23 protein-coding genes are annotated in these 22,610 nt (G+C 49.5%); 7 read left to right on the forward strand and 16 right to left on the reverse strand.

What is annotated here, in order from left to right; all coding sequences use genetic code 11:
• Positions 1-8 precede the first annotated feature (8 nt).
• Together tsaA and bioA are read left to right on the forward strand one after the other, a co-directional pair.
• Positions 9-710, forward strand: a complete 702-nt coding sequence (gene tsaA / locus ACXAF9_RS01090; protein ID WP_475069385.1) for a tRNA (N6-threonylcarbamoyladenosine(37)-N6)-methyltransferase TrmO — start codon at positions 9-11, stop codon at positions 708-710.
• Between the two features lie 29 nt (positions 711-739).
• Entirely contained in the window at positions 740-2,038 is a 1,299-nt protein-coding gene (gene bioA, locus ACXAF9_RS01095) for an adenosylmethionine--8-amino-7-oxononanoate transaminase (protein WP_475069386.1), read from the forward strand.
• Between the two features lie 29 nt (positions 2,039-2,067).
• Here the strand turns inward: bioA and dnaB are convergent, their stop codons facing one another.
• The 4 genes from dnaB to rpsF form a co-directional block, all read right to left on the reverse strand.
• On the reverse strand, positions 2,068-3,453 hold the full coding sequence (dnaB, locus tag ACXAF9_RS01100; RefSeq protein ID WP_475069387.1) for a replicative DNA helicase: 1,386 nt from the start codon (positions 3,451-3,453) through the stop codon (positions 2,068-2,070).
• A 155-nt stretch (positions 3,454-3,608) separates the two neighbouring features.
• Positions 3,609-4,058: a 50S ribosomal protein L9 gene (rplI, locus tag ACXAF9_RS01105; RefSeq protein ID WP_475069388.1), complete on the reverse strand. Its 450-nt coding sequence runs from the start codon at positions 4,056-4,058 to the stop codon at positions 3,609-3,611.
• Positions 4,059-4,168: 110 nt separating this feature from the next.
• Positions 4,169-4,396 carry a 30S ribosomal protein S18 gene (rpsR, locus tag ACXAF9_RS01110; protein WP_475069389.1) on the reverse strand — a complete coding sequence of 76 codons (228 nt, stop codon included), beginning with the start codon at positions 4,394-4,396 and terminating at the stop codon, positions 4,169-4,171.
• Positions 4,397-4,413: 17 nt separating this feature from the next.
• On the reverse strand, positions 4,414-4,827 hold the full coding sequence (gene rpsF, locus ACXAF9_RS01115; protein WP_475069390.1) for a 30S ribosomal protein S6: 414 nt from the start codon (positions 4,825-4,827) through the stop codon (positions 4,414-4,416).
• Between the two features lie 265 nt (positions 4,828-5,092).
• Between rpsF and ACXAF9_RS01120 the strand changes: the two genes are divergently transcribed.
• A complete protein-coding gene (locus ACXAF9_RS01120) occupies positions 5,093-5,452 on the forward strand; it encodes a DUF4124 domain-containing protein (RefSeq protein ID WP_475069391.1) in 360 nt (119 codons plus the stop codon).
• A gap of 70 nt (positions 5,453-5,522) precedes the next feature.
• Here ACXAF9_RS01120 and ACXAF9_RS01125 read toward each other — a convergent pair whose 3' ends face one another.
• The 5 genes from ACXAF9_RS01125 to ACXAF9_RS01145 form a co-directional block, all read right to left on the reverse strand.
• Positions 5,523-5,933: an OsmC family protein gene (locus ACXAF9_RS01125; RefSeq protein ID WP_475069392.1), complete on the reverse strand. Its 411-nt coding sequence runs from the start codon at positions 5,931-5,933 to the stop codon at positions 5,523-5,525.
• A 12-nt stretch (positions 5,934-5,945) separates the two neighbouring features.
• Positions 5,946-6,758, reverse strand: coding sequence for an indole-3-glycerol phosphate synthase TrpC (trpC, locus tag ACXAF9_RS01130; RefSeq protein WP_475069393.1), 813 nt, complete (start codon positions 6,756-6,758; stop codon positions 5,946-5,948).
• A 7-nt stretch (positions 6,759-6,765) separates the two neighbouring features.
• Entirely contained in the window at positions 6,766-7,785 is a 1,020-nt protein-coding gene (gene trpD / locus ACXAF9_RS01135) for an anthranilate phosphoribosyltransferase (protein ID WP_475069394.1), read from the reverse strand.
• Between the two features lie 93 nt (positions 7,786-7,878).
• On the reverse strand, positions 7,879-8,457 hold the full coding sequence (locus tag ACXAF9_RS01140; RefSeq protein ID WP_475069395.1) for an anthranilate synthase component II: 579 nt from the start codon (positions 8,455-8,457) through the stop codon (positions 7,879-7,881).
• Complete coding sequence (locus ACXAF9_RS01145; RefSeq protein WP_475069396.1) at positions 8,438-9,091, reverse strand: TetR/AcrR family transcriptional regulator; 654 nt, start codon at positions 9,089-9,091, stop codon at positions 8,438-8,440. Before ACXAF9_RS01145 ends, ACXAF9_RS01140 begins: the two co-directional genes overlap by 20 nt.
• 284 nt (positions 9,092-9,375) lie before the next feature.
• On the opposite strand from ACXAF9_RS01145, the gene ACXAF9_RS01150 reads away from it, so the two are divergent.
• Positions 9,376-10,572 (forward strand): multidrug effflux MFS transporter, encoded by a 1,197-nt coding sequence (locus ACXAF9_RS01150; RefSeq protein ID WP_475069397.1) that lies wholly within the window; start codon positions 9,376-9,378, stop codon positions 10,570-10,572.
• A gap of 9 nt (positions 10,573-10,581) precedes the next feature.
• Here ACXAF9_RS01150 and ACXAF9_RS01155 read toward each other — a convergent pair whose 3' ends face one another.
• Together ACXAF9_RS01155 and ACXAF9_RS01160 are read right to left on the reverse strand one after the other, a co-directional pair.
• Positions 10,582-11,502 (reverse strand): D-alanyl-D-alanine carboxypeptidase family protein, encoded by a 921-nt coding sequence (locus ACXAF9_RS01155; protein ID WP_475069398.1) that lies wholly within the window; start codon positions 11,500-11,502, stop codon positions 10,582-10,584.
• Positions 11,503-11,559: 57 nt separating this feature from the next.
• A complete protein-coding gene (locus ACXAF9_RS01160) occupies positions 11,560-12,861 on the reverse strand; it encodes an ExeA family protein (RefSeq protein WP_475069399.1) in 1,302 nt (433 codons plus the stop codon).
• Positions 12,862-13,110: 249 nt separating this feature from the next.
• Here ACXAF9_RS01160 and ACXAF9_RS01165 point away from each other — a divergent pair, with 249 nt between their 5' ends.
• Together ACXAF9_RS01165 and ACXAF9_RS01170 are read left to right on the forward strand one after the other, a co-directional pair.
• Complete coding sequence (locus tag ACXAF9_RS01165) at positions 13,111-13,971, forward strand: ExeA family protein (protein WP_475069400.1); 861 nt, start codon at positions 13,111-13,113, stop codon at positions 13,969-13,971.
• An 18-nt stretch (positions 13,972-13,989) separates the two neighbouring features.
• The gene (locus tag ACXAF9_RS01170) at positions 13,990-14,721 is read left to right on the forward strand and encodes a GAF domain-containing protein (protein ID WP_475069401.1); all 732 of its coding nucleotides are present in this window, start codon (positions 13,990-13,992) and stop codon (positions 14,719-14,721) included.
• 3 nt (positions 14,722-14,724) lie between these two features.
• Here the strand turns inward: ACXAF9_RS01170 and ACXAF9_RS01175 are convergent, their stop codons facing one another.
• The 5 genes from ACXAF9_RS01175 to ACXAF9_RS01195 form a co-directional block, all read right to left on the reverse strand.
• The gene (locus ACXAF9_RS01175) at positions 14,725-15,804 is read right to left on the reverse strand and encodes a nucleotidyltransferase family protein (RefSeq protein WP_475069402.1); all 1,080 of its coding nucleotides are present in this window, start codon (positions 15,802-15,804) and stop codon (positions 14,725-14,727) included.
• Positions 15,801-16,700 carry an HprK-related kinase A gene (locus ACXAF9_RS01180; RefSeq protein WP_475069403.1) on the reverse strand — a complete coding sequence of 300 codons (900 nt, stop codon included), beginning with the start codon at positions 16,698-16,700 and terminating at the stop codon, positions 15,801-15,803. The genes ACXAF9_RS01175 and ACXAF9_RS01180 overlap by 4 nt, the downstream gene beginning before the upstream one ends.
• 281 nt (positions 16,701-16,981) lie before the next feature.
• Positions 16,982-17,740, reverse strand: coding sequence for a hypothetical protein (locus ACXAF9_RS01185; protein WP_475069404.1), 759 nt, complete (start codon positions 17,738-17,740; stop codon positions 16,982-16,984).
• Positions 17,741-17,930: 190 nt separating this feature from the next.
• Positions 17,931-19,238, reverse strand: a complete 1,308-nt coding sequence (locus tag ACXAF9_RS01190; protein WP_475069405.1) for a nucleotide sugar dehydrogenase — start codon at positions 19,236-19,238, stop codon at positions 17,931-17,933.
• A gap of 42 nt (positions 19,239-19,280) precedes the next feature.
• Positions 19,281-20,309 carry an SDR family oxidoreductase gene (locus ACXAF9_RS01195; RefSeq protein WP_475069406.1) on the reverse strand — a complete coding sequence of 343 codons (1,029 nt, stop codon included), beginning with the start codon at positions 20,307-20,309 and terminating at the stop codon, positions 19,281-19,283.
• 174 nt (positions 20,310-20,483) lie between these two features.
• On the opposite strand from ACXAF9_RS01195, the gene prsK reads away from it, so the two are divergent.
• Entirely contained in the window at positions 20,484-22,574 is a 2,091-nt protein-coding gene (gene prsK / locus ACXAF9_RS01200) for an XrtA/PEP-CTERM system histidine kinase PrsK (protein WP_475069407.1), read from the forward strand.
• Positions 22,575-22,610 lie beyond the last annotated feature (36 nt).

Below are 22,610 nucleotides of genomic sequence, written 5' to 3' on the forward strand. Positions count from 1 at the left end.
AGATCTGTGTGAACCTAGAACCGATTGGCTACATTCGATCCGGCTTTAAAGAGAAGTTCGGCATCCCAAGACAACCGGGCCTCACACAAACCATGGTCTCCACGCTGGAGCTTCTCCCTGACTTTGGACACCCCGATACCGTCTTGGGGTTAGAAGGTACCACCCACCTTTGGATTGTCTTTTATTTTAGCGCTACGGCCGATCAAGGCTGGAAACCAAAAGTTCGGCCACCTCGCTTAGGTGGCAACGAGAAAGTCGGCGTATACGCCACCCGATCCCCCTTTCGCCCCAACGCGATCGGCCTCTCGGCCGTGAAGCTCGAATTCATCAAGACCGAGGCCCAACGCGTTGTGCTTGGCATTTCTGGTGCTGACCTTTTAGATGGCACACCGGTATTGGACATCAAACCGTATCTGCCCTATTCAGACTGCCTACCCGAGGCCGAGTGCGCGATTGCCAACCGTTTTGAGCCGCTTGATCTTCCGATCAAAAGCAGCGATGCGGTTAAAACCAAGCTTAGCCAGCTTGGCGAAAGGGGTTTTACGTTGTTAGAGGAGATCAGCGAGATTTTGCGCTGCGATCCAAGACCGGCGTACCAGCGGGACCCAAATCGGGAATACGGTATTCGCCTATACGAATTTGACGTTCGTTGGTCGATTGATGAGGATGCGATCCATCTAGTGGATCTGATTCTCTGCGACCAAGCTTAACCATTAACTTACCAGCTATCGAGGCCGCTATGAGCATCACCGCAAGCGACATTCAGTTTGATCAGGACCACATCTGGCACCCCTACTCTTCCATGATCAACCCGCCTGCGGCTTACCCCATCGTTTCAGCAAGCGGCGTTCGCTTACAAATGGCCGATGGACGCTCTTTGATTGATGGCATGGCCTCTTGGTGGTCGGTGATTCACGGCTATAACCACCCGGCGCTTAACGAAGCGGCGCATAACCAGATCGACCAGATGTCTCACGTTATGTTTGGCGGACTCACCCACGAGCCTGCGATTCGGGTTGCACAGCAACTGGTTAAGATGACGCCTACACCACTGACGAAAGTCTTTCTGGCCGATTCTGGCTCTGTGGCCGTTGAAGTGGCGATCAAGATGGCGATTCAGTATTGGCACGCCAAAGGTCGATGCAAAAAATACCGCCTGATCACTCTGAAAAACGGCTATCACGGTGACACCTTCGGTGCGATGTCGGTCTGCGACCCCGTGACCGGCATGCACGAGATTTTCAGCGATATTTTACCCAAACATCTTTTTGCAGAGCGCCCAGAGGTGGGGTTTGATCAAGCATGGGGCGAGAGCGATATTCGCTCCTTGCGGGAGTTAATTGAACGTCATCACAACTGCTTAGCCGCGCTTATTCTTGAACCGATTGTTCAAGGCGCAGGCGGCATGCGCTTTTATCACCCTGAGTATTTAAAAGCCGCTCGTAAACTCTGCGATGAGTATCAGGTTTTGCTCATCGCCGATGAGATCGCGACAGGGTTTGGACGCACCGGTAAACTCTTTGCCTGCGAACATGCCGACATCATCCCGGACATTCTTTGCCTTGGCAAAGCGATTACCGGCGGTTACATGACGCTTGCCGCCACCCTCACCACCCAAGAGATTGCCGAGACGATTTCGTCAGGCGGGGCGGGCTGCTTTATGCACGGGCCAACCTTTATGGCCAACCCTTTGGCATGCTCGGTAGCCAATGCCAGCCTAACACTTCTGAATAACAGCCCATGGCAAAACACGCTGGCCCGCATCGAGCAGCAGCTTAAACAGGAACTTCAACCGGCGGCTGACTTAAAAGGCGTCAAAGAAGTTCGCTGCCTGGGCGGCATTGGTGTGATTGAACTTGAAGAAGGGGTCGATAACCGAGTCCTGCAACCGATGATGGTTGAAGCCGGTATTTGGGTACGCCCTTTTGGACGCCTTGTGTATATCATGCCACCGTACGTGATGAGCGAAGAAGACCTTCGCACGCTCTGCCAGCAACTGGTGAGCGTGGTCGAGCGTTACCTTGCCCTCTTAGAGTGATCGTTCACTAAAAGAGCAAGGTATTATTGCTACTCTTCAAAGTCGGTGTAAGTGCCCGGCGCTAAGTTTTCAAAGCGCGTGTACTTACCGATGAAGGCTAACTTACACGAGCCGATTGGGCCGTTACGCTGCTTACCGATGATGATTTCACCTATGCCTTTGTCCGGCGAGTCCTCGTTGTACACCTCGTCACGATAGATGAACATGATAACGTCGGCATCCTGCTCGATCGCCCCCGATTCACGAAGGTCGGAGTTTACAGGGCGTTTATTTGGGCGGTTCTCCAAACTACGGTTAAGCTGCGACAGCGCCACCACAGGACACCCCATCTCCTTTGCCAAGGCTTTCAGGGAGCGGGATATCTCCGAGATCTCCTCTGAACGACTGTTCGGCTTACCGGTTTTAATCTGCATCAACTGAAGGTAGTCGACCATGATCATGGCAATATCGCCATGCTCACGCACGATGCGTCGTGCCCGAGTACGCATCTCGTTAGGGCTGATACCTGACGTATCATCGATAAAGAGAGGTTTATCGCGCATCATATTGACGGCTGTGGTGAGCTTAGGCCAATCCTCTTCATCCAGTTGCCCGGTACGAATTTTCGTTTGATCGATCCGCCCGACTGACGAGAGCATACGCGAGATCAACTGATCCGCCGGCATCTCCAAGCTGAATACCAACACGGGGCGGTTTGTCGCCATCAGGGCATTCTCGACCAAGTTCATCGCAAAGGTGGTTTTACCCATGGAAGGACGTGCCGCAACAATGATCAGATCCGATGGTTGAAGACCGGCCGTTCGGTCATCCAGGTTGTCAAAACCTGTGGTCACGCCGGTCAGTTCGCCGGAGTTATTAAAGAGGTAATCTATGCGATCGACCGCTTTTTTCAACAGTGGGTTAATCGGCTCTGGGCCACCTTGGTTAGGACGGTTTTCAGCGATCTGGAAGATCTTTTGCTCGGCATCGTTCAATATCTCCTCTGGGGCGCGCCCTTCTGGGAAAAAAGCGTTATCGGAAATCTCCTGAGCCACACCGATCATTTGGCGCAATAAGGCACGGTCGCGAACGATCTCGGCGTACGCTCGAATGTTCGAGGCACTCGGGGTATTTCGAGCAAGCTCTACCAAGTAATCCAAACCGCCGGCTTTATCGAGGTCACCGGTGCGATCTAACTCCTCGGATAGGGTCACAACGTCAATCGGCTGCTGCTCATTGACCAGCTTTTGCATGATTCGATAGATCAAGCGGTGATCATGACGGTAGAAATGCTCTTCTGAGAGGACTTCTGAAGCCGTATCCCATGTGTTGTTATCCAACATCAAACCGCCGAGCACCGATTGCTCCGCCTCTATCGAGTGCGGTGCAATTTTGACTTTAGCGACTTCGTCATCTTGCAGTTCGGAATAATCCATCAAGCAACCTGTATTACTGAACACAAAACCGTTGAGCTTATTGTTAACCCATTTAACAACAAGCTCAACGAGTCTGATAGCTTAGTGTGTTTACGGCAAAAAAAAACACCGTACCAGTTGCCCGGAACGGTGTTTTTTCTTAAAGCGGGCTAAAATTAAGCTTCAGCAACCACTTTGATAACAGCTTCAGTGCTGACTTCTGGGTGCAGTTGCAGAGCTACGTTGAACTCACCAACTGTACGCAGAGCGCCTTCTGGCAAACGCACTTCGCTTTTCGCAACTTCTTGACCAGCCGCTGAGATCGCATCAGCGATATCACGAGTACCGATAGAACCGAACAGTTTGCCTTCGTCACCCGCTTTAGAAGCGATAGTCACTTCGAAGCCATTCAGAGCTTCAGCACGTACTTCAGCTGCAGCCAGCTTTTCAGAAGCGGCTTTTTCAAGCTCAGCGCGACGCTCTTCGAATTTTGCAACGTTAACCGCTGTTGCAGGAACAGCTTTACCGTTAGGGATCAGGTAGTTACGACCGAAACCAGCTTTCACGGACACTTTATCGCCCAGTGAACCCAGCTTACCAATTTTTTCGAGCAGGATAACGTCCATCTCGTAAACCTCTTTGGTGCTGCAGATCGCTCTGCAGTGCTAAATTCTTATCAACGACCTAAGTCGCCAATACCGTATGTTAACGCCCCGTAAAAAGGACGAACTGACAATTATTCGTGGTTGTCAGTGTAAGGCAGTAAAGCAACAAAGCGCGCGCGCTTGATCGCTGTAGCCAGCTGACGCTGGTAGCGAGCTTTAGTACCAGTGATACGGCTAGGTACGATTTTGCCCGTTTCAGTGATGTAGCCTTTCAACGTTTCCAGATCTTTGTAATCGATCTCAGTTACGTTTTCAGCTGTGAAACGGCAGAACTTGCGACGACGGAAAAAACGAGCCATCTTGATAATCTCCTATCTTATTCAGCCGCTTCGGCTGTTTCAGTTGCTTCAGAAGTTGCTTCTTGAGCTGGCTTCTCTTGTTGCTCACGACGAGGCTTACGCTCTTCACGTGCTTCAGCAGCTTTGATTGGAGATACTTCAGTGATCGCTTCTTTACGACGGATCATCATGTTACGCAGAACAGCGTCGTTGTAGCGGAACATGTTTTCCAGTTCGTCCAGGATCTCTTGCGAACATTCGATGTTCATCAAGATGTAGTGTGCTTTGTGAGCATTGTTGATTGGGTAAGCCAGTTGACGACGGCCCCAGTCTTCCAGACGGTGGATTTTACCTTCAGCACCTTCGATCAGGTTGGTGTAACGCTCAACCATCGCTGGTACTTGCTCACTCTGGTTCGGGTGAACCAAGAATACGATTTCGTAATGACGCATAATAGCTCCTTACGGGTTAAAGCCTTCGGGCGTAATGAGGGTCTTACGACCTCGCCGAAAGCAAGGAGGATGAAAAGTTCTCAAAAAGAGGCGTGCATTGTACAGATTTCGAACACCGCATACAACAAAGAAACACGACCACTTGTACGAAATCTTTGACCTTAGCCACAATAAAGACGATATTACTTTGACTGGCTCATCGTAAGCGTGCTTGCGTTGACACAGCCTGACTCGAAGTACCGGAAACGGATGAAAAGGGAACCCCATGAATCGGCACTCTATTGTGACATTTGCAAACGTAGCGCTTATAACCGCCTCGCTTTTCAGCACGGATCTGCTGGCCGACGCCGTCTATGAATGCTCAGGCGAAGATGGCCGCTCTATTTTTACCGATCGGCCCTGCAGCACGGACGCACAGCGGAAAATTTTTAAACCGGCAACCCCCGTTCGAGATGCACCCGAACCGCAAGCCCCTCCTAGAAGCGGCAGCCTCATCAATGAGACCGAGCAGCCGCAGGCATCCTCGCAGTATAAAAGCTTAGAGATTGAACGCGCAGAACGCGAAGCTTATCAAAACAGAGACAGAAACCTCGACAAGCCCGCCACCCCGGAAGACACCGAGTAAAGCGACGTTTGATAAGCCCAAAAACACAAAAAGCCCCTAATGGGGCTTTTTGGATAGAGGCAGAGAGAACTTAGCCCTCTAACTCGACAATTTCGTAACTGTGAGTGATTTTAACACCGCCTTTCTCTAGCATGATCGATGCAGAGCAGTACTCTTCAGCCGAGAGTTTCACGGCGCGCTCGACCATCTTCTCTTTGAGCTTTCGGCCTGTCACAACAAACTTAACATGAATGTCGGTGAACACCGATGGCACCGTGTCAGCGCGCTCTGCCGAGATTTCAGCGACGCAACTTTCAACGTCTTGACGAGATTTTTTTAAAATCCCCACAACATCGTAACTGGTGCAGCCGCCAAGACCTGCCAAGAGCAGTTCCATTGGTCGAGGGCCTACTTTTTGTTCGCCATCGATCATAAGGTTGAAACCCGTACCGGTTGTGGCTTTAAATCGGACGTCACCGTCCCATGCAACGGTTGCTTTCATGATGTTCTAACCTTATTCGTCAAACAGTTCGGCCAGTTTTGCACCTGGATCATCGGCACGCATGAAGGTCTCGCCGACCAAGAAGGTGTGTACGTCGTGCTGATGCATTTTCGCCACATCTTCACGCGTTTGGATACCACTCTCGGTCACCACAATGTGGTGTTTTGGGATGGCATTTAGCAATTCAAACGTGTGATCTAAGCTCACATCAAAGGTGTGCAGATTGCGGTTGTTGATGCCGATGAGTCGGTTATCCAATGTCAGTGCACGCTCAAGCTCATCGCCGTTGTGTACTTCGATCAGGACATCCATATCTAAACGCTTAGCAAGATTATCTAACTCGGCCATCTGAGCCTCTTCAAGTGCGGCGGCAATCAACAGAATGCAATCCGCGCCAATCGCACGCGCTTCAAAGACTTGGTAAGGATCAACGATAAAGTCCTTACGGATCACTGGCATCGAGGTCGCAGCACGCGCTTGCATCAAGTAATCTTCATGCCCTTGGAAGAAGTCAGCATCGGTCAATACGGACAAGCAGGTTGCGCCGCCTTGCTGATACGATTTGGCAATCGCCACTGGGTCAAAGTGCTCGCGCAGAACACCTTTAGACGGGCTCGCCTTTTTCACTTCGGCGATCACCGCGCAGTTACGGCCCACAATGGAAAAGGCGATGTTATCGGTAAAGCCACGAGGATCGAAGTCGGTTCCTTGCTGTGCTTGGATGCGTTTTTCCAGATCAGCAATCGTACACCGCGCAGAGCGCTCTTTTACTTCCTCGTACTTGCGCTCAATGATGGTTTTCAGAACCGTTGGTAATTCAGACATAACTTACTCAATTCATTCCCTGACTCACACGAGCCAGCTCGGCTACTTTTTCAGCCGCCTTACCGTTATTCATAACGGCCAGCGCTTTCTCGACACCCGCTTGAAGTGTTGCTACTTCGTCGGCGACATACAGGGCCGCCCCTGCATTCAGTGCGATCATCGCTTGTGCTTTTGGCGACTCACCGGCAAACGCACTTTTAATCAATGCCAAACTTTCCTGTGCTGAACCAACCTGCAGTCCATCTAACGAGGTTGTTTCAAGCCCGACATCTTCTGGCGTAAGCTCATATTCTTTAATAACCCCCGATTGTAACTCAGCTACGTGGGTTTTGCCCGACAAAGTGATCTCGTCCAACCCATCAGATGCATGAACCACCATGGCATGCTGAGCACCGAGGTTTTGCAGCGCTTTTGCCAGCGGTAAACACAGTGAAGCATCAAACACCCCCAGTAGGTAATGCTTAACGCCAGCGGGGTTGGTCAGCGGACCTAACACATTAAACAGGGTTCGCATCCCCATATCACGGCGCGGGCCAATGGCGTGCTTCATGGCCAGGTGATGTTGCGGGGCAAACATAAAGCCTACGCCTACTTGCTCAATACAAGCGGCGATTTGCTCTGGGGTGATCTCAAGATTCAAACCGGCGGCTTCAAGCACATCGGCGGCACCAGAGCTTGATGATACAGATCGGTTACCGTGCTTAGCGACAACGCCACCCGCAGCTGCAACAACAAAAGCGGATGCTGAGGATACATTAAACAGGTTTGCGCCATCACCACCTGTACCTACGATATCAACCGTATTGCTATGCTTGATGCTGACAGGCAAAGCCAATGAGCGCATGACACCTGCGGCGGCGGTGATCTCTTCGACGGTTTCGCCTTTCATGCGAAGTCCCATTAACAAGGCACCGATTTGAGCATCGCTGGCTTGCCCTGACATGATTTGCTCCATAATGGATTGCATCTCATCGCGAGTCAGATCACTGTTCTCTGCTATGCGCGCTAGGGCTTGTTTAATCTCCATCCGATACTCCGATCTAGTCCTGCTCTTTATTTATGGCTCGATTTTGGCATTGATTGCGGCTTGGGTCGAGCCTAGCTCTCACGATTACGCTCTTTACGATTGCAAAAATCGATCAAATAAGGCGTGACCGTGCTCTGTCAGGATCGCCTCTGGGTGAAACTGCACCCCTTCGACCAAGAGATGTTTATGCTTCAACCCCATGATCTGATCACGCTCGCCCTGCTCGTTGCATGTCCAAGCAGTGACCTCAAGCTCATCGGGCAGAGACGCAGGCTCAACCACCAGCGAGTGGTATCGTGTGACACGCATGGGGCTTGGCAAACCTTCGAACACACCTTGCTGGTTATGTTCTATCAAGGAGGTTTTGCCATGCAGCGCCACTGGCGCACGCACCACCCGCGCACCGAATGCTTGCGCAATGGTTTGATGCCCTAAACAGACGCCCAGTAAAGGGATGCGGCCTGCAAAGGTTCTCACCACCACTTGGGATATCCCCGCTTCGTTGGGGGTGCAAGGCCCTGGGGAGATCACTATATGAGAAGGCGACAGCGCTTTGATCTCATCCAGAGTGATTTGATCGTTGCGTTTGACCACAACGTCTTTACCGCTAGTAGTAAGATAATGCGCCACATTAAATGTGAAGGAATCGTAATTATCGATCAGTAATACCATCGGTGACCGGCTCAAAAGCGGGGATTAACGCCGCGGAAAAAAACTCAACGGCCTGCTTTAGTGCTGTGCTTGGTTCATGAGGCTCATACCCAAAACCAAACTCGGCTTTATGGTACCAAGGAGCCTTCAGCATTTCGATAAATTGTGCGGCGGCCACCTCCGTATCTACGACCCGAATGTGTCCTTGCTGCTTCTGAGTTTCTAAATAGGCTGCCAAAAGCCCGGTCACATGCTGTGGGCCTTGAGTGTAAAACGCTTGTCGTATCGCCTGACTTTCAGCACTGCTCACGGATAATGCGATGCAACGGATCGCCCTCGCTTCGGTTTGGGTCAGTACAGCGATCATCTTTTCACCAAAACGGGTCAACGAGCGTCGCACATCATCGCACCAAAGCTGTTCATCCTCGGTCATCGGGAACAGGTCCATGGTGGACTGCTCGATCATCGCCTCAAACAAGCCTAGCTTACTGCCGTAGACTCGATACAGAGTACTCATCGACCCACCCGCCCGTGCCATGATTTCGCTGACATTGGCCCGTTCAAAACCCTGTTCTAAGAACACCGATTTTGCAGCAGCCAAAATACGTTTTTGACGATGACGACCTTTAACCGTCGCGGCTTTCTGAATGGGCATAGTGGCAATAAACCATGAATGAATTAAGTGAGACGCTTGCACAGCATTTGTGCGCAAAGATTCCCCAATGAGTCAGGAAAAGCTCTACGCGTTCAACAACAATCTGTTCTTGGAAAAAACGCCTGCAAAACACACGGCGGTCATAAATGTAATGTATATTACACATTAAGTTTCCGCTTGATCTGCGTCAATCACACTTTTGGGCAATCTCCGCACCCTTCAGTCAAACCGCAATGCGATTCGCCCATGCAATCAAGCCTACCTGTACAAAGTTCAGAGGTTTTATGACACACAAACACTCCATACCCGGCCTGATTTTTATGTTGGCGGGTTTAACGGCGATGGCGCCCTTGGCCATTGATGCCTACTTGCCGGCCATCCCCTCCATTGCCGATGACATCGGCGCATCCGTTCACGATGTAGAATTGTCCATCAGCTTCTTTTTATTGGGCTTTGGCTTTGGCCAATTGATGGGCGGCCCTTTATCTGATCACTTTGGACGACGTCGATCAGCCTTTACGGGACTGCTAGTCTTTGTGGTCGCGTCCTTTTTGATCTGCTTTATCGATGATGTCCACGCGCTGTGGGCGTTTCGTATTTTGCAGGCTTTAGGTGGCGGTATTGCAGTGGTCAACGCCAACGCCATCATCCGTGACATCAGTAGCGGCAAGGACAGCGCCAAAACCCTATCAAACATGGCGTTGATTCTGATGCTTGCGCCTTTGTTGGCACCGGTGATTGGCTCGTTTATTTTGGGTGTGATCGGCTGGCGAGCCATTTTCATCTTTTTGCTCGTGTATGCCGTGCTACTGATCATCGTGTTCGCTTTTAACATGCCAGAAACTCGGGTAAAACATGAGCATAAAATCAGTCTTTGGAAACGTTACTGGATGGTGTTGTCGCACCGCCAAGCTTTAGCGTATCTATTTACACTGGCGTGCGCACAAGGTGGATTGTTTGCCTTTATTACTGGCTCTCCATCGGTCTATATGGGCTATTTTAATCTGAGCGAGAACCAGTATCCGATCTTTTTCGGGGTCAATATCTTAGCCTTGATCGTCTCTAACCGTATCAACAACCGAATGTTGCGCAATAAATCACCACATCAATTATTGGGACTTGGTCAAGGGATGCAGTTTGCTGCAGCCATCTTGATGTTTGCTTACATTTATCTGGTCGAGCAGCACTCAGTGTATATCTTCGCACTGCTGATGATGTGCATCATGGCTTGCCACAGCTTTATCATGAGCAACAGCATGTCGAGCACCATTGAACACTTCCCCACCAACAGTGCAACGGCCACAGCGCTACTGGGCGCTTGCGGGTTCAGCACCGGCGCGTTGACGGGGTCTTTAGTGGGTATTTACGGCGATGGCACGCCGCTGCCGATGGCAACCGTCATCTTATGCTGTACGGCCTTAGGGATTGTATTGCGCATGAGCTTACAAAAACGCGAGGAGCCCATCACTCAGGAGGCGTAACCCGCCACTTTAAAACTGGGCACACCCCGGTCGGTCTAGAACGTATTCAGGTTCTAGGCTGATCGGCACACTTCGGCGAAACGCCACCAGCACCAACCCCGGCGCATCAGGGGTGATTTTAAACCCTTCATCCATAAGATTTGTGGTCAGCGCCATACGGCTACTGAGGGAGTCTGCCCCCAAGACCACGCTGATCAATCGCATCCCATCGCGCTTTGCTGCAGCCACTAAATTGTAACCAGAGCCGCAGGTATAGCCGGTTTTAAAGCCCTCAGCCCCTTGATAGCGGTTCAAGAAAGCATTGTAGGTCGGTAACACTTCCCCCTCGTGTGTCAGGCTTCGGTTCGAGAAGATAGGGTAATACTGTGGGTAATCTTTGATAATGGCGCGGGCTAAAATCGCCATATCCCGAGCCGAGGTCAGCTGCTTGGCGTTCGGCAAGCCTGTGACGTTGGTAAAGTGGGTATCCAACATGCCAAGTTTACGGGCCATTTTATTCATGGCCGTCACAAACTTGGAGGTACTGCCCGATACCGCTTCGGCTAGGACTACCGCTGCATCATTGGCCGATACTGTGGCGACCGAATACATCGCCTTATCCAAAGCGATGCTGGTGTCTTTTTCTAGCCCTAGTTTTTTTTGCGGTTGAGTGGCCGCTTTGGCTGACACAGTCAGTGCACTTTGGCGGGTCAGCTTTTTTTGATCAAGCGCCTCGAACACCAAATAAAGTGTCATCATTTTGGTCAAGGAAGCCGGGTACCAAGGTACGTCTGCATCACTTTGCTTAAGGACAGCGCCACTCTCGGCATCAATTAAGATATAGGGTGTCACCGCACTGGCGTGGTTGGATAGAAGTGATGTGCTTAACATACACATCAGGGCAAAACTGCGACCCTTCGACAGACTCAGCCACCGGAAAAACCGCAGCATTACTTTCCTCCTTGAAAGGGAAATCCCATTTCCTTGCGTTTGGCGATAAAGCCTTGATTAGATCAAGGACAGTACGCGATACACTTTTTCCACAAACCCTTCGGGGTTGATCAAAAACAGCACCATGGTCGAAATCAACAAAAATGCCACAATCGATAATAGGATCAACCCCACGCTGTTCGTGCGCTTAGGCGGCTGATATCCACCTTCATCGTAGGGCAGCCCATTGGAGCGGTATTCTGAACGAGAGTGAAGCTCGGTATCAATCGGTACACGAGCATACGCGTTGCTCTCTTTTTCGATGGTCTTTTGGTTTTCTGAGCGATCAAGCGTATCCAAAAGCGCTTGCTGACCAATAGGCGGAGGCAGCTCCGATTCTTTTTGTACGGTCAGCGGTACCGTTTGCTCGGTAACCGAAGACTCCGGAGATTCTACTGGTGAAGCGTCCAGCTCCAGCTCCTCCAGATCGCCCAATTGAAGATCAATCGGCTCGTACCAATCCTCTTGATCAAACTCCTCTCCCAGAGTGAGATCAGCACTGAGGAGCTGCTCTGTGATGAGCTCTTCGATGACCTCTTTTGCGTTGGCGAGCGTTAAACGCGTTAACTCTTCGATGCTGCCAAACAGCATGAGACGGCTACACACCAAGTTGATTTTGCGCGGAATGCCCTGACTGAACTTGTGAATAACCTGATAGACCGGCTCGCTGATCTCAGGCTTGCCAATCCAGCCCGCTATTAGTAAACGGTGCTGTATGTAGGCTTTGGTCTCTTCAAGATCCAGAGGCTTTAAGTGGCAGGTGGCCACCAATCTTTGATGCACTTGCTCCATCTCTGGTCGCTGAATCAAGCTTTTAAGCCCTTCTTGGCCTAGCAAAAAAATCTGAATTAAAGGCTGGTTGCCATCTTGCAAGTTAGTGAGCAAGCGCAGCTCTTCTAACGAGTTCAGTGACAGCCCTTGCGCCTCATCAATGATCAGCAAAGCACGTCCGCCACTTTGATGATTACGGCGAAGATGCAGCGTCAACGCTTGAAGCGTTTGTGCTTTACTGAGCCCCTTGGTGTCTAAACCAAAATGAAACGCCACCATGCTCAGCAGGTCGCTCGCATCCATCTGCGTGGTAACCAGCATGGCGATCTTTACCGGACGATCGGATTCCAGCGTATTGGTAAGATCATTAACTAAGGTGGTTTTGCCGGTGCCAGGCTGGCCGGTGATCATCACAAAGCCTTCTGCACGCTCAAAGGCATACTGCATGTAAGCGCGTGCTCGCGTATAGCTTTTATGACCGTAACTGAAGCGGTAATCAGAACTTAAGCGGAACGGCTCTTCATTCAAGCCATAGTATGATTCGTACATCGTGTTAATCCATCAACGGCGTCAGCGTCTGGCAGAAGCCAGTTGCTGCCAATCCTATAAAATCGAGTATACCTTGATCACAAAGTGATGACACGGTTATTGTCGTCAATGCCCTATTTAAGTAGGCTTAACAAACATCAATGATCGGCATTGTTAGCACAATAAGATGACGATCGCATAAAAACAAACTGTCATCAAAGAGTGACAAATAAGGATTGTAACGTTTTTTAACGTTAAGTGCAGGGATCAATGACAGAGTGCGCACTGCCCACTTCCAGCGTGGAACGCTTCTTTGGTTTTAGAGACCAACCTTTTCGCATCTCTCCTGATACAGAGTTGTTTTTTTCCAGCCAATCCGTGATTAAAGCCAACCGACTGCTGACCGAATTCCTTGCACTCAATGAAGGCGTCTTTTTTATCAGCAGCGAGCCTGGCGTAGGCAAGACCAGTTTTTTAAAACGTCTGTCAGAATTACACTCCAAGCAATACCGTTTCGTTTACCTTCAGTGCTACCCCTTTACCTCTAACGAGCTTTTTGAGGCGATGGCTTTTTCGTTAAAGCTTCGTCCAAGTGAGGACAAAGCCAAAACGTTACAACTGATCACGCTGTACATTCGCCGCTTACGCAGAGCAGGCCACAAAGTGGTGTTTTTACTCGATGAAGCCGACGCCCTCTCAGATGAGGCCTTATATGAGTTGGGGTTATTTGCAGGTGCTCAACATCAGAATGAGCATTTGGTACAAATTGTTTTGGCCGGCTCTCAAGAGCTGATGCAACGGCTGCAAAAAGGGCGTGCTCATTATTTACTGGATAAGATTGCGCTCAGCACAGAACTCAAACCCTTAATGCCCTTTGAGATTCAGCCCTACATCGAATATCGGTTAATGAGCCTATCCGATAACCCGCCAGCTCTAGTGAACGCCAAAACCGCCGATTACCTATTTAAGTTCAGTCGAGGTAACCCGCGACTGCTGAATATCATTTGTTTTCGACTACTCTTAGAAGGTGCCGAAGCCGAAAAAAAAGACCTATCACTGTTGGATTTCCATACCGTGATTCATTCTATGCATCAGGAGGGGTTGCTTCCGAGAAAGCAGGACGGGAGATAAACTCTCAAGGAGTGACGTATGCCAAGCAACACGCCGTTTGAAGACGAACTCGCCAGTCTGGATCATTTTTTAAGCCACCATCCAGACATTGATAATTCCCTGCACGAGCTGACCGAGCAAATAGCGTCTCTATTGGTCGTTACGCGCTGCTCAATCATGTTTGTTAAGCCCGCCAAAGACGATGCGTCCCATCTTAGGATGCGCATTCGCGCCCACACTGGAAGCCTCAGCGAAGAAGCCACCCAAAGCGATCAATCCAAGACTGGGATTTCAGAAACCGTACTCAAAAGCGGAAAGCCGCTTCTGGTTGCCGATATTCAACAGAGCGCCTTTGCACATCTTGCCGAGCGAAGTGGTGGCTTCATCTGCGTACCGATCTGGATGAATGAGACGCCAAGTGGCGTTGTTAACATCAGCGAGCCACTGGATGGCCGAAGCTTTTCTGAACATGACCTTGAGCTGGCCTTAGTCCTGACTCGTTACTTAGCCAAATCGATTCAATTGCTGCGAGTTGAGGGCATTTTGAACTCGCGCTTTGCCATGATGATGCTGGAGAAAAGCCAAACCGCAAACGAAATGAATGCTCAGTTTGCCGGCGACCCCCACAAAGTTGCGGTGATCCTAGCCCGAGGCTTTTTTAACGAATTAAAAACCTTAGGGATTGGCGATGATCACATTTTAGAAGCCGGCAATGAGCTGATTGGGCTGGCCATCAAAGAGATCAACACCCATAAGAAAAACACCGGTTAGGCCTCAGTCCTTGGCTTTTTGAAACGGCACAACAAACGCTTTATAGCTAAGGTGACGCACCAATAAGCCAAGTGGCATCCGAAGTGCATGACCGCGAATAAACAAAACGCGTAACGCAAACGGGCTAATCGCTTTGTACGACTCCGGATGCGGCGGGCACAACACAGCACCGTATAAACAGTCCAACCAGGACCACGGAAGCCAAGGCCGGTAATGTGCGTTCACAGCGGCTTGCCACGTATCGGGGACCGGTGTGTTCAATACCTTCTGTGTATAACGCAACACCAAGGCAAGCGGCATTCCTAAATCCAACACCTTAGCGCGATCGAGCAATGCCTCTAGGGTGATCTGCTCCTCTAGAAGCAAACGAATTAAGGTGTCGCAGTCAATCAGATCTCGATAGGCGTGATCCCATTCACTGTCTGTAAACAGATGGGTCGCGCTGTGAAGAAGCTGATCCACTCGGCTTAGCCTTGATAACCCGTTACCCAAAGGGACAGCGTTATCCAACAAGTCTTTTCCAGAAGGCTTATATTTGGCGGTTAACGGCAATATGGTGTGGTGTAAATCCAATACAGTAAATCGCTTAGAGTGTATCAATGGCGGTAGCTCATGCATCCATTGACGATAATACCGCTGATCGTACTCCGAATGGTGACCACCGCCCCATCCGAGCCAGCCTAGAGACTTTTCAATATTGGGAAGCTTCTCCTGGGGGATCAGTAAGTCAATGTCAGAAAAGATCCGCCCTTCAAAATAGGGATGCCCTTCGGTGACATAGGCCGCGCCTTTTAACAGAACGGTGCTGATACCCTCGACACCGACCACAGGCTCGATATGCCCTAACTCTAGGGCAAGGTCCCGCTTATATTTTTCAGCCAATTTGGCTGCGGACACCAAGTGCCACTGCACCACGTGCGGAACAAATCTTAGCTGCACACGCTGTTTCAAGCGATGATAGAGCATAGCCAAGGTTTGCGATGCTCGGGCTTGCTGAATCACCTCATTCCAAGCTGCGTTATCCAACCCCTTTGGCGACAAGTCACCGACTAACAGTTGCGAGAGTATGCTTGGTGACCTCATTGCGCATCCAACCACTTAATGACATCGTCAACGTCGCTGTACTCTAAATCAAAGAGATCCACATTTTGCACGCATTGCTCTAAGGCTCGAAACCCATCACCGTGAAGCACATGGTAGTTAAAGGCGTTATCTATCAAATCCAGAAAGGCTGCGCCTTTATCTACTTCACTGCACACAAAAGGACTGTCCGGTGAGTATTTTGGGAACAACACCCAATAAGGCGAGACGGCTTGATCCGACGCCAACATAGAGTCATCAGGGGCCTTAAAGTGTGCAACAACGCCCTTGGTCGTCTCGTGGCACTCTTTGCCTTTGATAGCCTCTGGCCAACGCTGCTCGATAAACGAGATAGACGCATTTTTTAAGCTAATCGGTTTTGGGAAGGGAGTAATCTTACCCGTACTCAAATCAATCAAGGTGAGCTCGTCTGACAACAAGCGCCAACCGTGTGCCACCAAAGAGGTGCAGAGCGTACTTTTACCTGAACCCGACGGGCCAGGCATAATCAACCCACGGCCGTTTTTCTCAACAACGGCAGCATGAAAAATCAAATGCGTTTGCACAAAGGCCGAGATACACCAATTAATCCCCCACTCCATTAATGCTGGCGCTTGTCCTTTAGGCAGCGGCGTAAAAGGCACATTACCGTTAAAGACAAACTCAGCCAGCGGTTTAAACCAGCGTCGCGCCCCTTTAACTAAACGAACCTCAATTGGAAAATCGTAAAAAGAGCCCTTAGGGCACAGCTCACTTTTAGGGTAAAGGTGATAGATGTGATCCACTACATCACTCAAGGTGGATCGAATCAAAAAACGATATCGGCCGATTTTTAAACCGAGCCCATCTTGTTTTAATAAGTGGTTTAACTCGCTTCTTGATAGATCTTCAACAATCATGATTCAACCAAGTAGCCCGCTCTACGCAGTTGATCGAATTCACTGACCAAGGGCGCGGTATCAAGAAGGTAGAGCTTCAAGACAGCCTGATCAAAAGTAAGGCCAGAGTCAGCTTCCGTAAAACTTGGGAAAGCAGATAGGAGACGAAAAGCCGCCGCAGACAATAAGAGAACTTGGCCGCTATTCTTGTGATGTAATACCAAACTGGTTTCGAAATCGGCGACCCAAAACTCATCGAGCTGGATCGCGGCACGATACTGCTTCAAAACGATACTGGCAGATTAGGCGATATAGGAAGCCGTAAAATAATCCGACATAGTGAAGCCTACGCTGTTCGGATCTGAGTTCCAGTATACCTCTTGGCCTGTGCTCATAACATAGCCAGAGCCCGTCATTAATGTACTGAAGATTTCGATGACTTTAGCCACGGCATACGCCTGAGACGGCTCGCCTAAGGTGATGTTGCCCGCTTCAGCATTTAACAATGCCGCCACTGCGCTGGCTTCAATATCGCCACCTAAACTGTTCGCACCGGTTTTATTTTTGAGCACTTCCATCAGAGTCACTTCTGGGTCAAAGATACTGACACCAAAAACCTCATTAAAGCGAGATGGGCTACGGCAAGTGGCAAAGCCTGTGACTTCATCAAAGTAGTAACCGTTGTCCGCGCCCCACATAGAGGTGCTTACCGAGCACTCGACCGTAATATCGTCTGGGTCAGCGGTGCTGTCGAGCGTGGTTGCCGCATCAGCCAAGTAGGCTGATGGCCATGCTGTTGGGTTATCGCGCCAATAGCTTGGCGAGTAACCGGCTGATTGCGCACAATCGTTCGCTTCGCTCGGGTGGTGGGATGCAAAAGTTGCGGAGTTGAAAGCAGAAGGCGCACACAACGTGCCCCCCCATGCCGTACGTGATGATAGGCTCATCACCACAGGAGCAGCCAAACTGGCACCAAACAGTTTACGACGCCCTTTGTTCACAGCGGGTTTCTTTTCGCTGTTTTCTGAGCGTTGGGTTGAATTTTGATCCTGCTCCATCATGTTCACATCCTGTTTACTGAAGATCTCGGACTGAAATTGGTCCGTATTCCATAAGCAATTTTGGCACCAACAAAGCTAATCCCATGATATTAATAGGTTTAGCTTACGGCTAACCGCGTTCTTCCATCACACTAATGGGCTTTATACGAAAAGCCCCCTAACTTTGTAAAATTGCATGACACTTAAAGGATTATAAACGCCATAAACGCAAATCTGAACCATCAAACTGATCACGATTCATTAAGCTTTTCACATCCATCACAAGGGCATCACCGTTTGCAAGGAACTGCAAATCGCTGACAGACAAACCTTTGTAGTCCTTATGAGCAACCGCCAAAATAATTGCGTCCGCTTTTGGCAGCTCATCCCACTCTTTCAACGTAACGCCGTATTCATGAACGGCTTCTTCATTGTCAGCAATAGGATCATGCACAGACACATCGCATCGGTAATCGTTGAGCTCTGCAATAATATCTTCAACACGAGAGTTACGAAGATCAGGGCAGTCCTCTTTAAAGGTCAATCCCAAAATAGTGATCTTAGCGCCATTCACCGCTTTTCCGGATTGAATCAACCCTTTAACCGTTTGCTCCGCAATGTACTTACCCATGCCATCGTTGGTCTGACGTCCAGCAAGAATAACCTGAGGGTGATGACCCGCCTCTTCCGCTTTAAAGGTAAGGTAGTATGGATCGACACCTATACAGTGACCACCCACCAAACCTGGACGGAACGGCAAGAAGTTCCATTTGGTACCCGCCGCTTCAAGTACATCCAGTGTATCAATATCGAGTTTATGGAAGATTAATGACAACTCGTTCATTAAAGCGATGTTGAGATCACGCTGAGTGTTCTCAATCACTTTTGCCGCCTCAGCCACTTTTACACTGGCCGCACGATGTACGCCCGCATCAACCACTAATTCGTATAGACGAGCAACTTTGTCCAAGGTATCAGCCGTATCACCTGATACGATTTTAACGATGGTCTCAAGACGGTTTACTTTGTCACCTGGGTTAATGCGCTCTGGCGAGTAACCGATGTAAAACCCTGACGTATCAGCTGCAGCATCAGGCGCTCCCGCCCAAGGCATGCCCGACTCTTTTTCAAGAATAGGTACGCAGACCTCTTCCGAGCAGCCCGGGAAAACCGTTGATTCAAACACAACAATTGCACCAGGCTTGATGTTCGCACCGACTGTTTTGCAGGCACCAATCAGAGGGCTAAGGTCTGGACGACGCGCTTTATCAATTGGCGTTGGCACGGCAACAACGATAATATCCGCCTCGCCTAAACGCGCAGGATCTGCCGTGTACTCAAGCTGCTTTGCCGCAGCTAAACCTTCTGGATCAACCTCACCACTTGGATCCACTCCGTTACGGTAGTTGTCGAGTTTCTTTTGGTCCAGATCAAAACCGATCGTTGCGGTTTTTTTCCCAAAGGCGACAGCCAAGGGCAAACCAACATACCCTAAACCTACGACGGCAATTTTTTCCATGATTACTACCACTCAATCCTTAAATCTAAAAAACGGTTTGGCTCAGTTTGACTCGTGACTGAACCAACGGACGGTCTCTGTTAAACCGTCGGAAATTCGATGGGTCGGCTGATACCCAAGCAACGTTTGTGCTTTACTGATATCGGCCTGCGAGTGACGCACATCACCCGCTCTAAAATCTCGATAATTCGGCTCTTGGCCCAAAACAGACGTGTCATCTTCTGCCAAGCGCTCACGAATGGCACTGAATAACTGATTCAGCGTTGTACGATCACCCACAGCCACGTTGTAGACCTGATTTTTAGCATCTTGATCTTTGGTCAGCGCGGCCAATAAATTCATTTGCACCGCGTTTTTTACGTAACAAAAATCCCGGGATGTTTCACCATCGCCATTGATATGACAGATCTCATGGCGTTTCAACATATCACACCATTTAGGGATCACCGCCGCGTAGGCGCCATTAGGATCTTGTCTTGGACCAAACACATTAAAGTAACGAAGCCCAACCGTATTCACACCGTACACACGCGTGTACACATTCGCGTACAACTCGTTAACGTATTTGGTAACAGCGTAAGGGGAAAGCGGATTACCGATCAGGTCTTCTTGCTTAGGAAGACCAGGGTGATCGCCATACGTCGATGAAGATGCAGCGTAAACAAAGGTTTTAACCTTCGCCAGTCGAACCGCTTCAAGCATATTCAGAAAGCCGTTGACGTTGGACTCGTGAGTGCGAATCGGGTTTTCAATTGAACGAGGAACACTGCCTAATGCTGCTTGGTGAAGAACATAATCCACACCGGATACCGCCTTTTGACAGGTATCAAGATCGCAGATATCGCCCTTAATCAGCGTAAAACGCGACCAGTTTTCATCGCCCACAATGGCTTGAACTTGCTGTAAGTTAATCTCGCGACCTGTCGAGAAATTATCTATCCCAACCACACGCTGACCCAGCTGTAGCAACTCTTCTAATAAATGGGATCCAATAAAACCAGCGACACCGGTGATCAACCAAGTGTGGGATTGGTTTTGGAGGGCGCTTCGAACTTCGTCAATTTTCGACATAAGGAGGCCTTGATCTAATCCTTGATAATCCTGCGAGCATTACTTCCATGACTGGTTTACAATGGTACTGCTTATAGAAGAAGATTTCACTTTAATTTTTTGTGTATTCTCTCCAACTTTACAGGGAATTCCCGAATACACAGATCACCCAGCGACAAGGATTTCCGAAGTACCATGGATTTGGTTGGACACATTGGTTTTTACACCTATGCAGCGACGGGCGTTGGCTTTTCTCTGCTGACCCTACTGCTGTTATTCAGCCGCCTAGCCTCCAAACCTGGAAAACACTCGCACAAGCTCCCCTCTTTCTTTTGGGTTGCCCTTCTGTCCACAGCGCTTTGGGCGGGCTTTACTGCAAGCGGGTACTCGCAAGCCACCTATATCCCTTTAGCCGTTTTTGCGACCGAAATGCTGAAATCATTGGGGTGGTTTGTTTTCCTATTACGCTTCTCTAGTGAACAGATGCCCGATCAACGCTCTTGGTTTGGGGTTTTCTCACGCTCTTGGAAAGCCCAACTTTTTGCCAGTATCGGCATTACACTTTGCATGACCGTGCCGATTCTAGTCAGAATCTGGAACCTCAACCAAAGCACCTTCATTGAAGATCTTCCGACCATCACCCTGTTGATTGTCACTGTTGTAAACCTGATCGTGATCGAACAGATCTTTCGTAACAGCGACCGTGTTCGCCGCTGGGCGGTAAAGCACCTATGCTTAGGACTAGGCATTATCTTCTGCTTTGACCTTTACTTGTTCTCAAACACGCTTCTGTTTCGTCAAATCGATGTCAGCCTAATCAACTTCAGAAGCTTGGTTTACCTATTAGCCATCCCCTTACTTGGCCTTTCACTGCTTCGCCTACCCAGCTGGAGCCGAAGACTGCAAATCTCCCGCGAGGTCGTCTTCCATACAGCAACTCTCACAGGTGCGGGTGCTTATTTAATCATCATGGCCTTCGCAGGTTACCTGATAAACCTGTACGGAGGCTCTTGGGGACAACTTCTCCAATTTACCTTCATCGCCGGCGCTCTGATGCTGCTTTTGGTGCTGCTGTTCTCGGACAAAATTCGCTCCAGCACCAAAGTTATCTTAAACAAGCATTTCTTCTCTTATAAATACGATTACCGAGAAGAGTGGCTGCGCACTACGACTTTACTGTCCGATCATCAGATGGAAATTCCAGAACGAATTTGCACTACGTTCTCCACTATGATCAAAAGCCCAGGTTGCAGCCTTTGGAGCCGTGCACGAGATAATTCGTTCAAGAAGCTCGCACATACTCACATGCCAGAGACGATCGATATCGGCCAAGCCACTCCATTGATCGACTTTATGGAGCACTCTCAATGGATTATCGATTTAGATGAATGGAATAACACCCCAGAGCGTTATGAGCAGTTGCAACTTCCTAAAACTCTAACCGACATCCCTCAAGCATGGCTGATCCTTCCCCTGCTTTTTAACAACGATTTAATTGGTATCTTATTGGTTAAGCGCTCAAGCTTCATGACCGTGGTTAACTGGGAGGATAGAGACCTACTCAAGATCGCGAGCAAGCAGGCAGCCTCTTTTTTAGCTCAACACCAAGCCAACCAAGCCCTGATCGAAGCACGCCAATTTGAGGCATTTAATCGACTCTCGGCATACGTCGTACATGACTTAAAAAATATTTTGGCACAACAGTCACTGATCGTTACCAATGCTGAGCGTCACAAACACAAACCCGCCTTTGTTGATGACGTTATTAAAACGGTCGATAACTCCGTCAAGCGCATGACAAAACTCATGGAACAGATGCGCGAGGGGATGCGAGGCGAACAACTTGACCTTCTAGACATCAACGACATTGCCAAACAGGCCGCTGCTCGATTTACCCACCTTGAGCCAAAACTCTCGATCAGCTTAAGCGATGAGCCCATCTACGCGAAGGCCGACCAAGACCAACTGATCACGGTCATTGGCCATCTTTTACAAAATGCCTACGATGCGACAGACAGGGACGGACACATCACCCTGGCGACCGAAAAAAATCTAAACGACATCACTGTCATCATCCAAGATACCGGCACAGGCATGAGCGAAAGCTTTATACGAGAGCGCTTATTCAAAGCGTTTGACTCCACAAAAGGATTGACCGGCATGGGCATTGGAGCCTATGAAAGCCGCGAGGCCATTCGCGCCTTAGGCGGCGAGATTCACGTCACAAGTTCAGAGGGCGAAGGAAGTAAATTTACGATCACACTTCCCTTTACGACCCCTGAATGATTTATAATGCGAAAAGATGTATGGAAAATGTGTGAA

The organism is Neptunomonas sp. ABH4_499 (assembly GCF_056160565.1).

Bases quoted from the DNA above. Each gene is read 5' to 3' on its own strand.
- ACXAF9_RS01150 (WP_475069397.1), top strand. From the start codon at position 9,376: ATGACACACAAACACTCCATACCCGGCCTGATTTTTATGTTGGCGGGT.
- bioA (WP_475069386.1), top strand. From the start codon at position 740: ATGAGCATCACCGCAAGCGACATTCAGTTTGATCAGGACCACATCTGG.
- ACXAF9_RS01180 (WP_475069403.1), bottom strand. From the start codon at position 16,700: ATGATTGTTGAAGATCTATCAAGAAGCGAGTTAAACCACTTATTAAAA.
- ACXAF9_RS01170 (WP_475069401.1), top strand. From the start codon at position 13,990: ATGCCAAGCAACACGCCGTTTGAAGACGAACTCGCCAGTCTGGATCAT.
- ACXAF9_RS01195 (WP_475069406.1), bottom strand. From the start codon at position 20,309: ATGTCGAAAATTGACGAAGTTCGAAGCGCCCTCCAAAACCAATCCCAC.
- rplI (WP_475069388.1), bottom strand. From the start codon at position 4,058: ATGGACGTTATCCTGCTCGAAAAAATTGGTAAGCTGGGTTCACTGGGC.
- rpsF (WP_475069390.1), bottom strand. From the start codon at position 4,827: ATGCGTCATTACGAAATCGTATTCTTGGTTCACCCGAACCAGAGTGAG.
- prsK (WP_475069407.1), top strand. From the start codon at position 20,484: ATGGATTTGGTTGGACACATTGGTTTTTACACCTATGCAGCGACGGGC.
- ACXAF9_RS01140 (WP_475069395.1), bottom strand. From the start codon at position 8,457: ATGGTATTACTGATCGATAATTACGATTCCTTCACATTTAATGTGGCG.
- ACXAF9_RS01165 (WP_475069400.1), top strand. From the start codon at position 13,111: ATGACAGAGTGCGCACTGCCCACTTCCAGCGTGGAACGCTTCTTTGGT.
- ACXAF9_RS01155 (WP_475069398.1), bottom strand. From the start codon at position 11,502: ATGCTGCGGTTTTTCCGGTGGCTGAGTCTGTCGAAGGGTCGCAGTTTT.
- ACXAF9_RS01120 (WP_475069391.1), top strand. From the start codon at position 5,093: ATGAATCGGCACTCTATTGTGACATTTGCAAACGTAGCGCTTATAACC.
- ACXAF9_RS01125 (WP_475069392.1), bottom strand. From the start codon at position 5,933: ATGAAAGCAACCGTTGCATGGGACGGTGACGTCCGATTTAAAGCCACA.
- ACXAF9_RS01175 (WP_475069402.1), bottom strand. From the start codon at position 15,804: ATGAGGTCACCAAGCATACTCTCGCAACTGTTAGTCGGTGACTTGTCG.
- trpC (WP_475069393.1), bottom strand. From the start codon at position 6,758: ATGTCTGAATTACCAACGGTTCTGAAAACCATCATTGAGCGCAAGTAC.
- dnaB (WP_475069387.1), bottom strand. From the start codon at position 3,453: ATGGATTATTCCGAACTGCAAGATGACGAAGTCGCTAAAGTCAAAATT.
- rpsR (WP_475069389.1), bottom strand. From the start codon at position 4,396: ATGGCTCGTTTTTTCCGTCGTCGCAAGTTCTGCCGTTTCACAGCTGAA.
- trpD (WP_475069394.1), bottom strand. From the start codon at position 7,785: ATGGAGATTAAACAAGCCCTAGCGCGCATAGCAGAGAACAGTGATCTG.
- ACXAF9_RS01160 (WP_475069399.1), bottom strand. From the start codon at position 12,861: ATGTACGAATCATACTATGGCTTGAATGAAGAGCCGTTCCGCTTAAGT.
- ACXAF9_RS01190 (WP_475069405.1), bottom strand. From the start codon at position 19,238: ATGGAAAAAATTGCCGTCGTAGGTTTAGGGTATGTTGGTTTGCCCTTG.
- ACXAF9_RS01185 (WP_475069404.1), bottom strand. From the start codon at position 17,740: ATGATGGAGCAGGATCAAAATTCAACCCAACGCTCAGAAAACAGCGAA.
- ACXAF9_RS01145 (WP_475069396.1), bottom strand. From the start codon at position 9,091: ATGCCCATTCAGAAAGCCGCGACGGTTAAAGGTCGTCATCGTCAAAAA.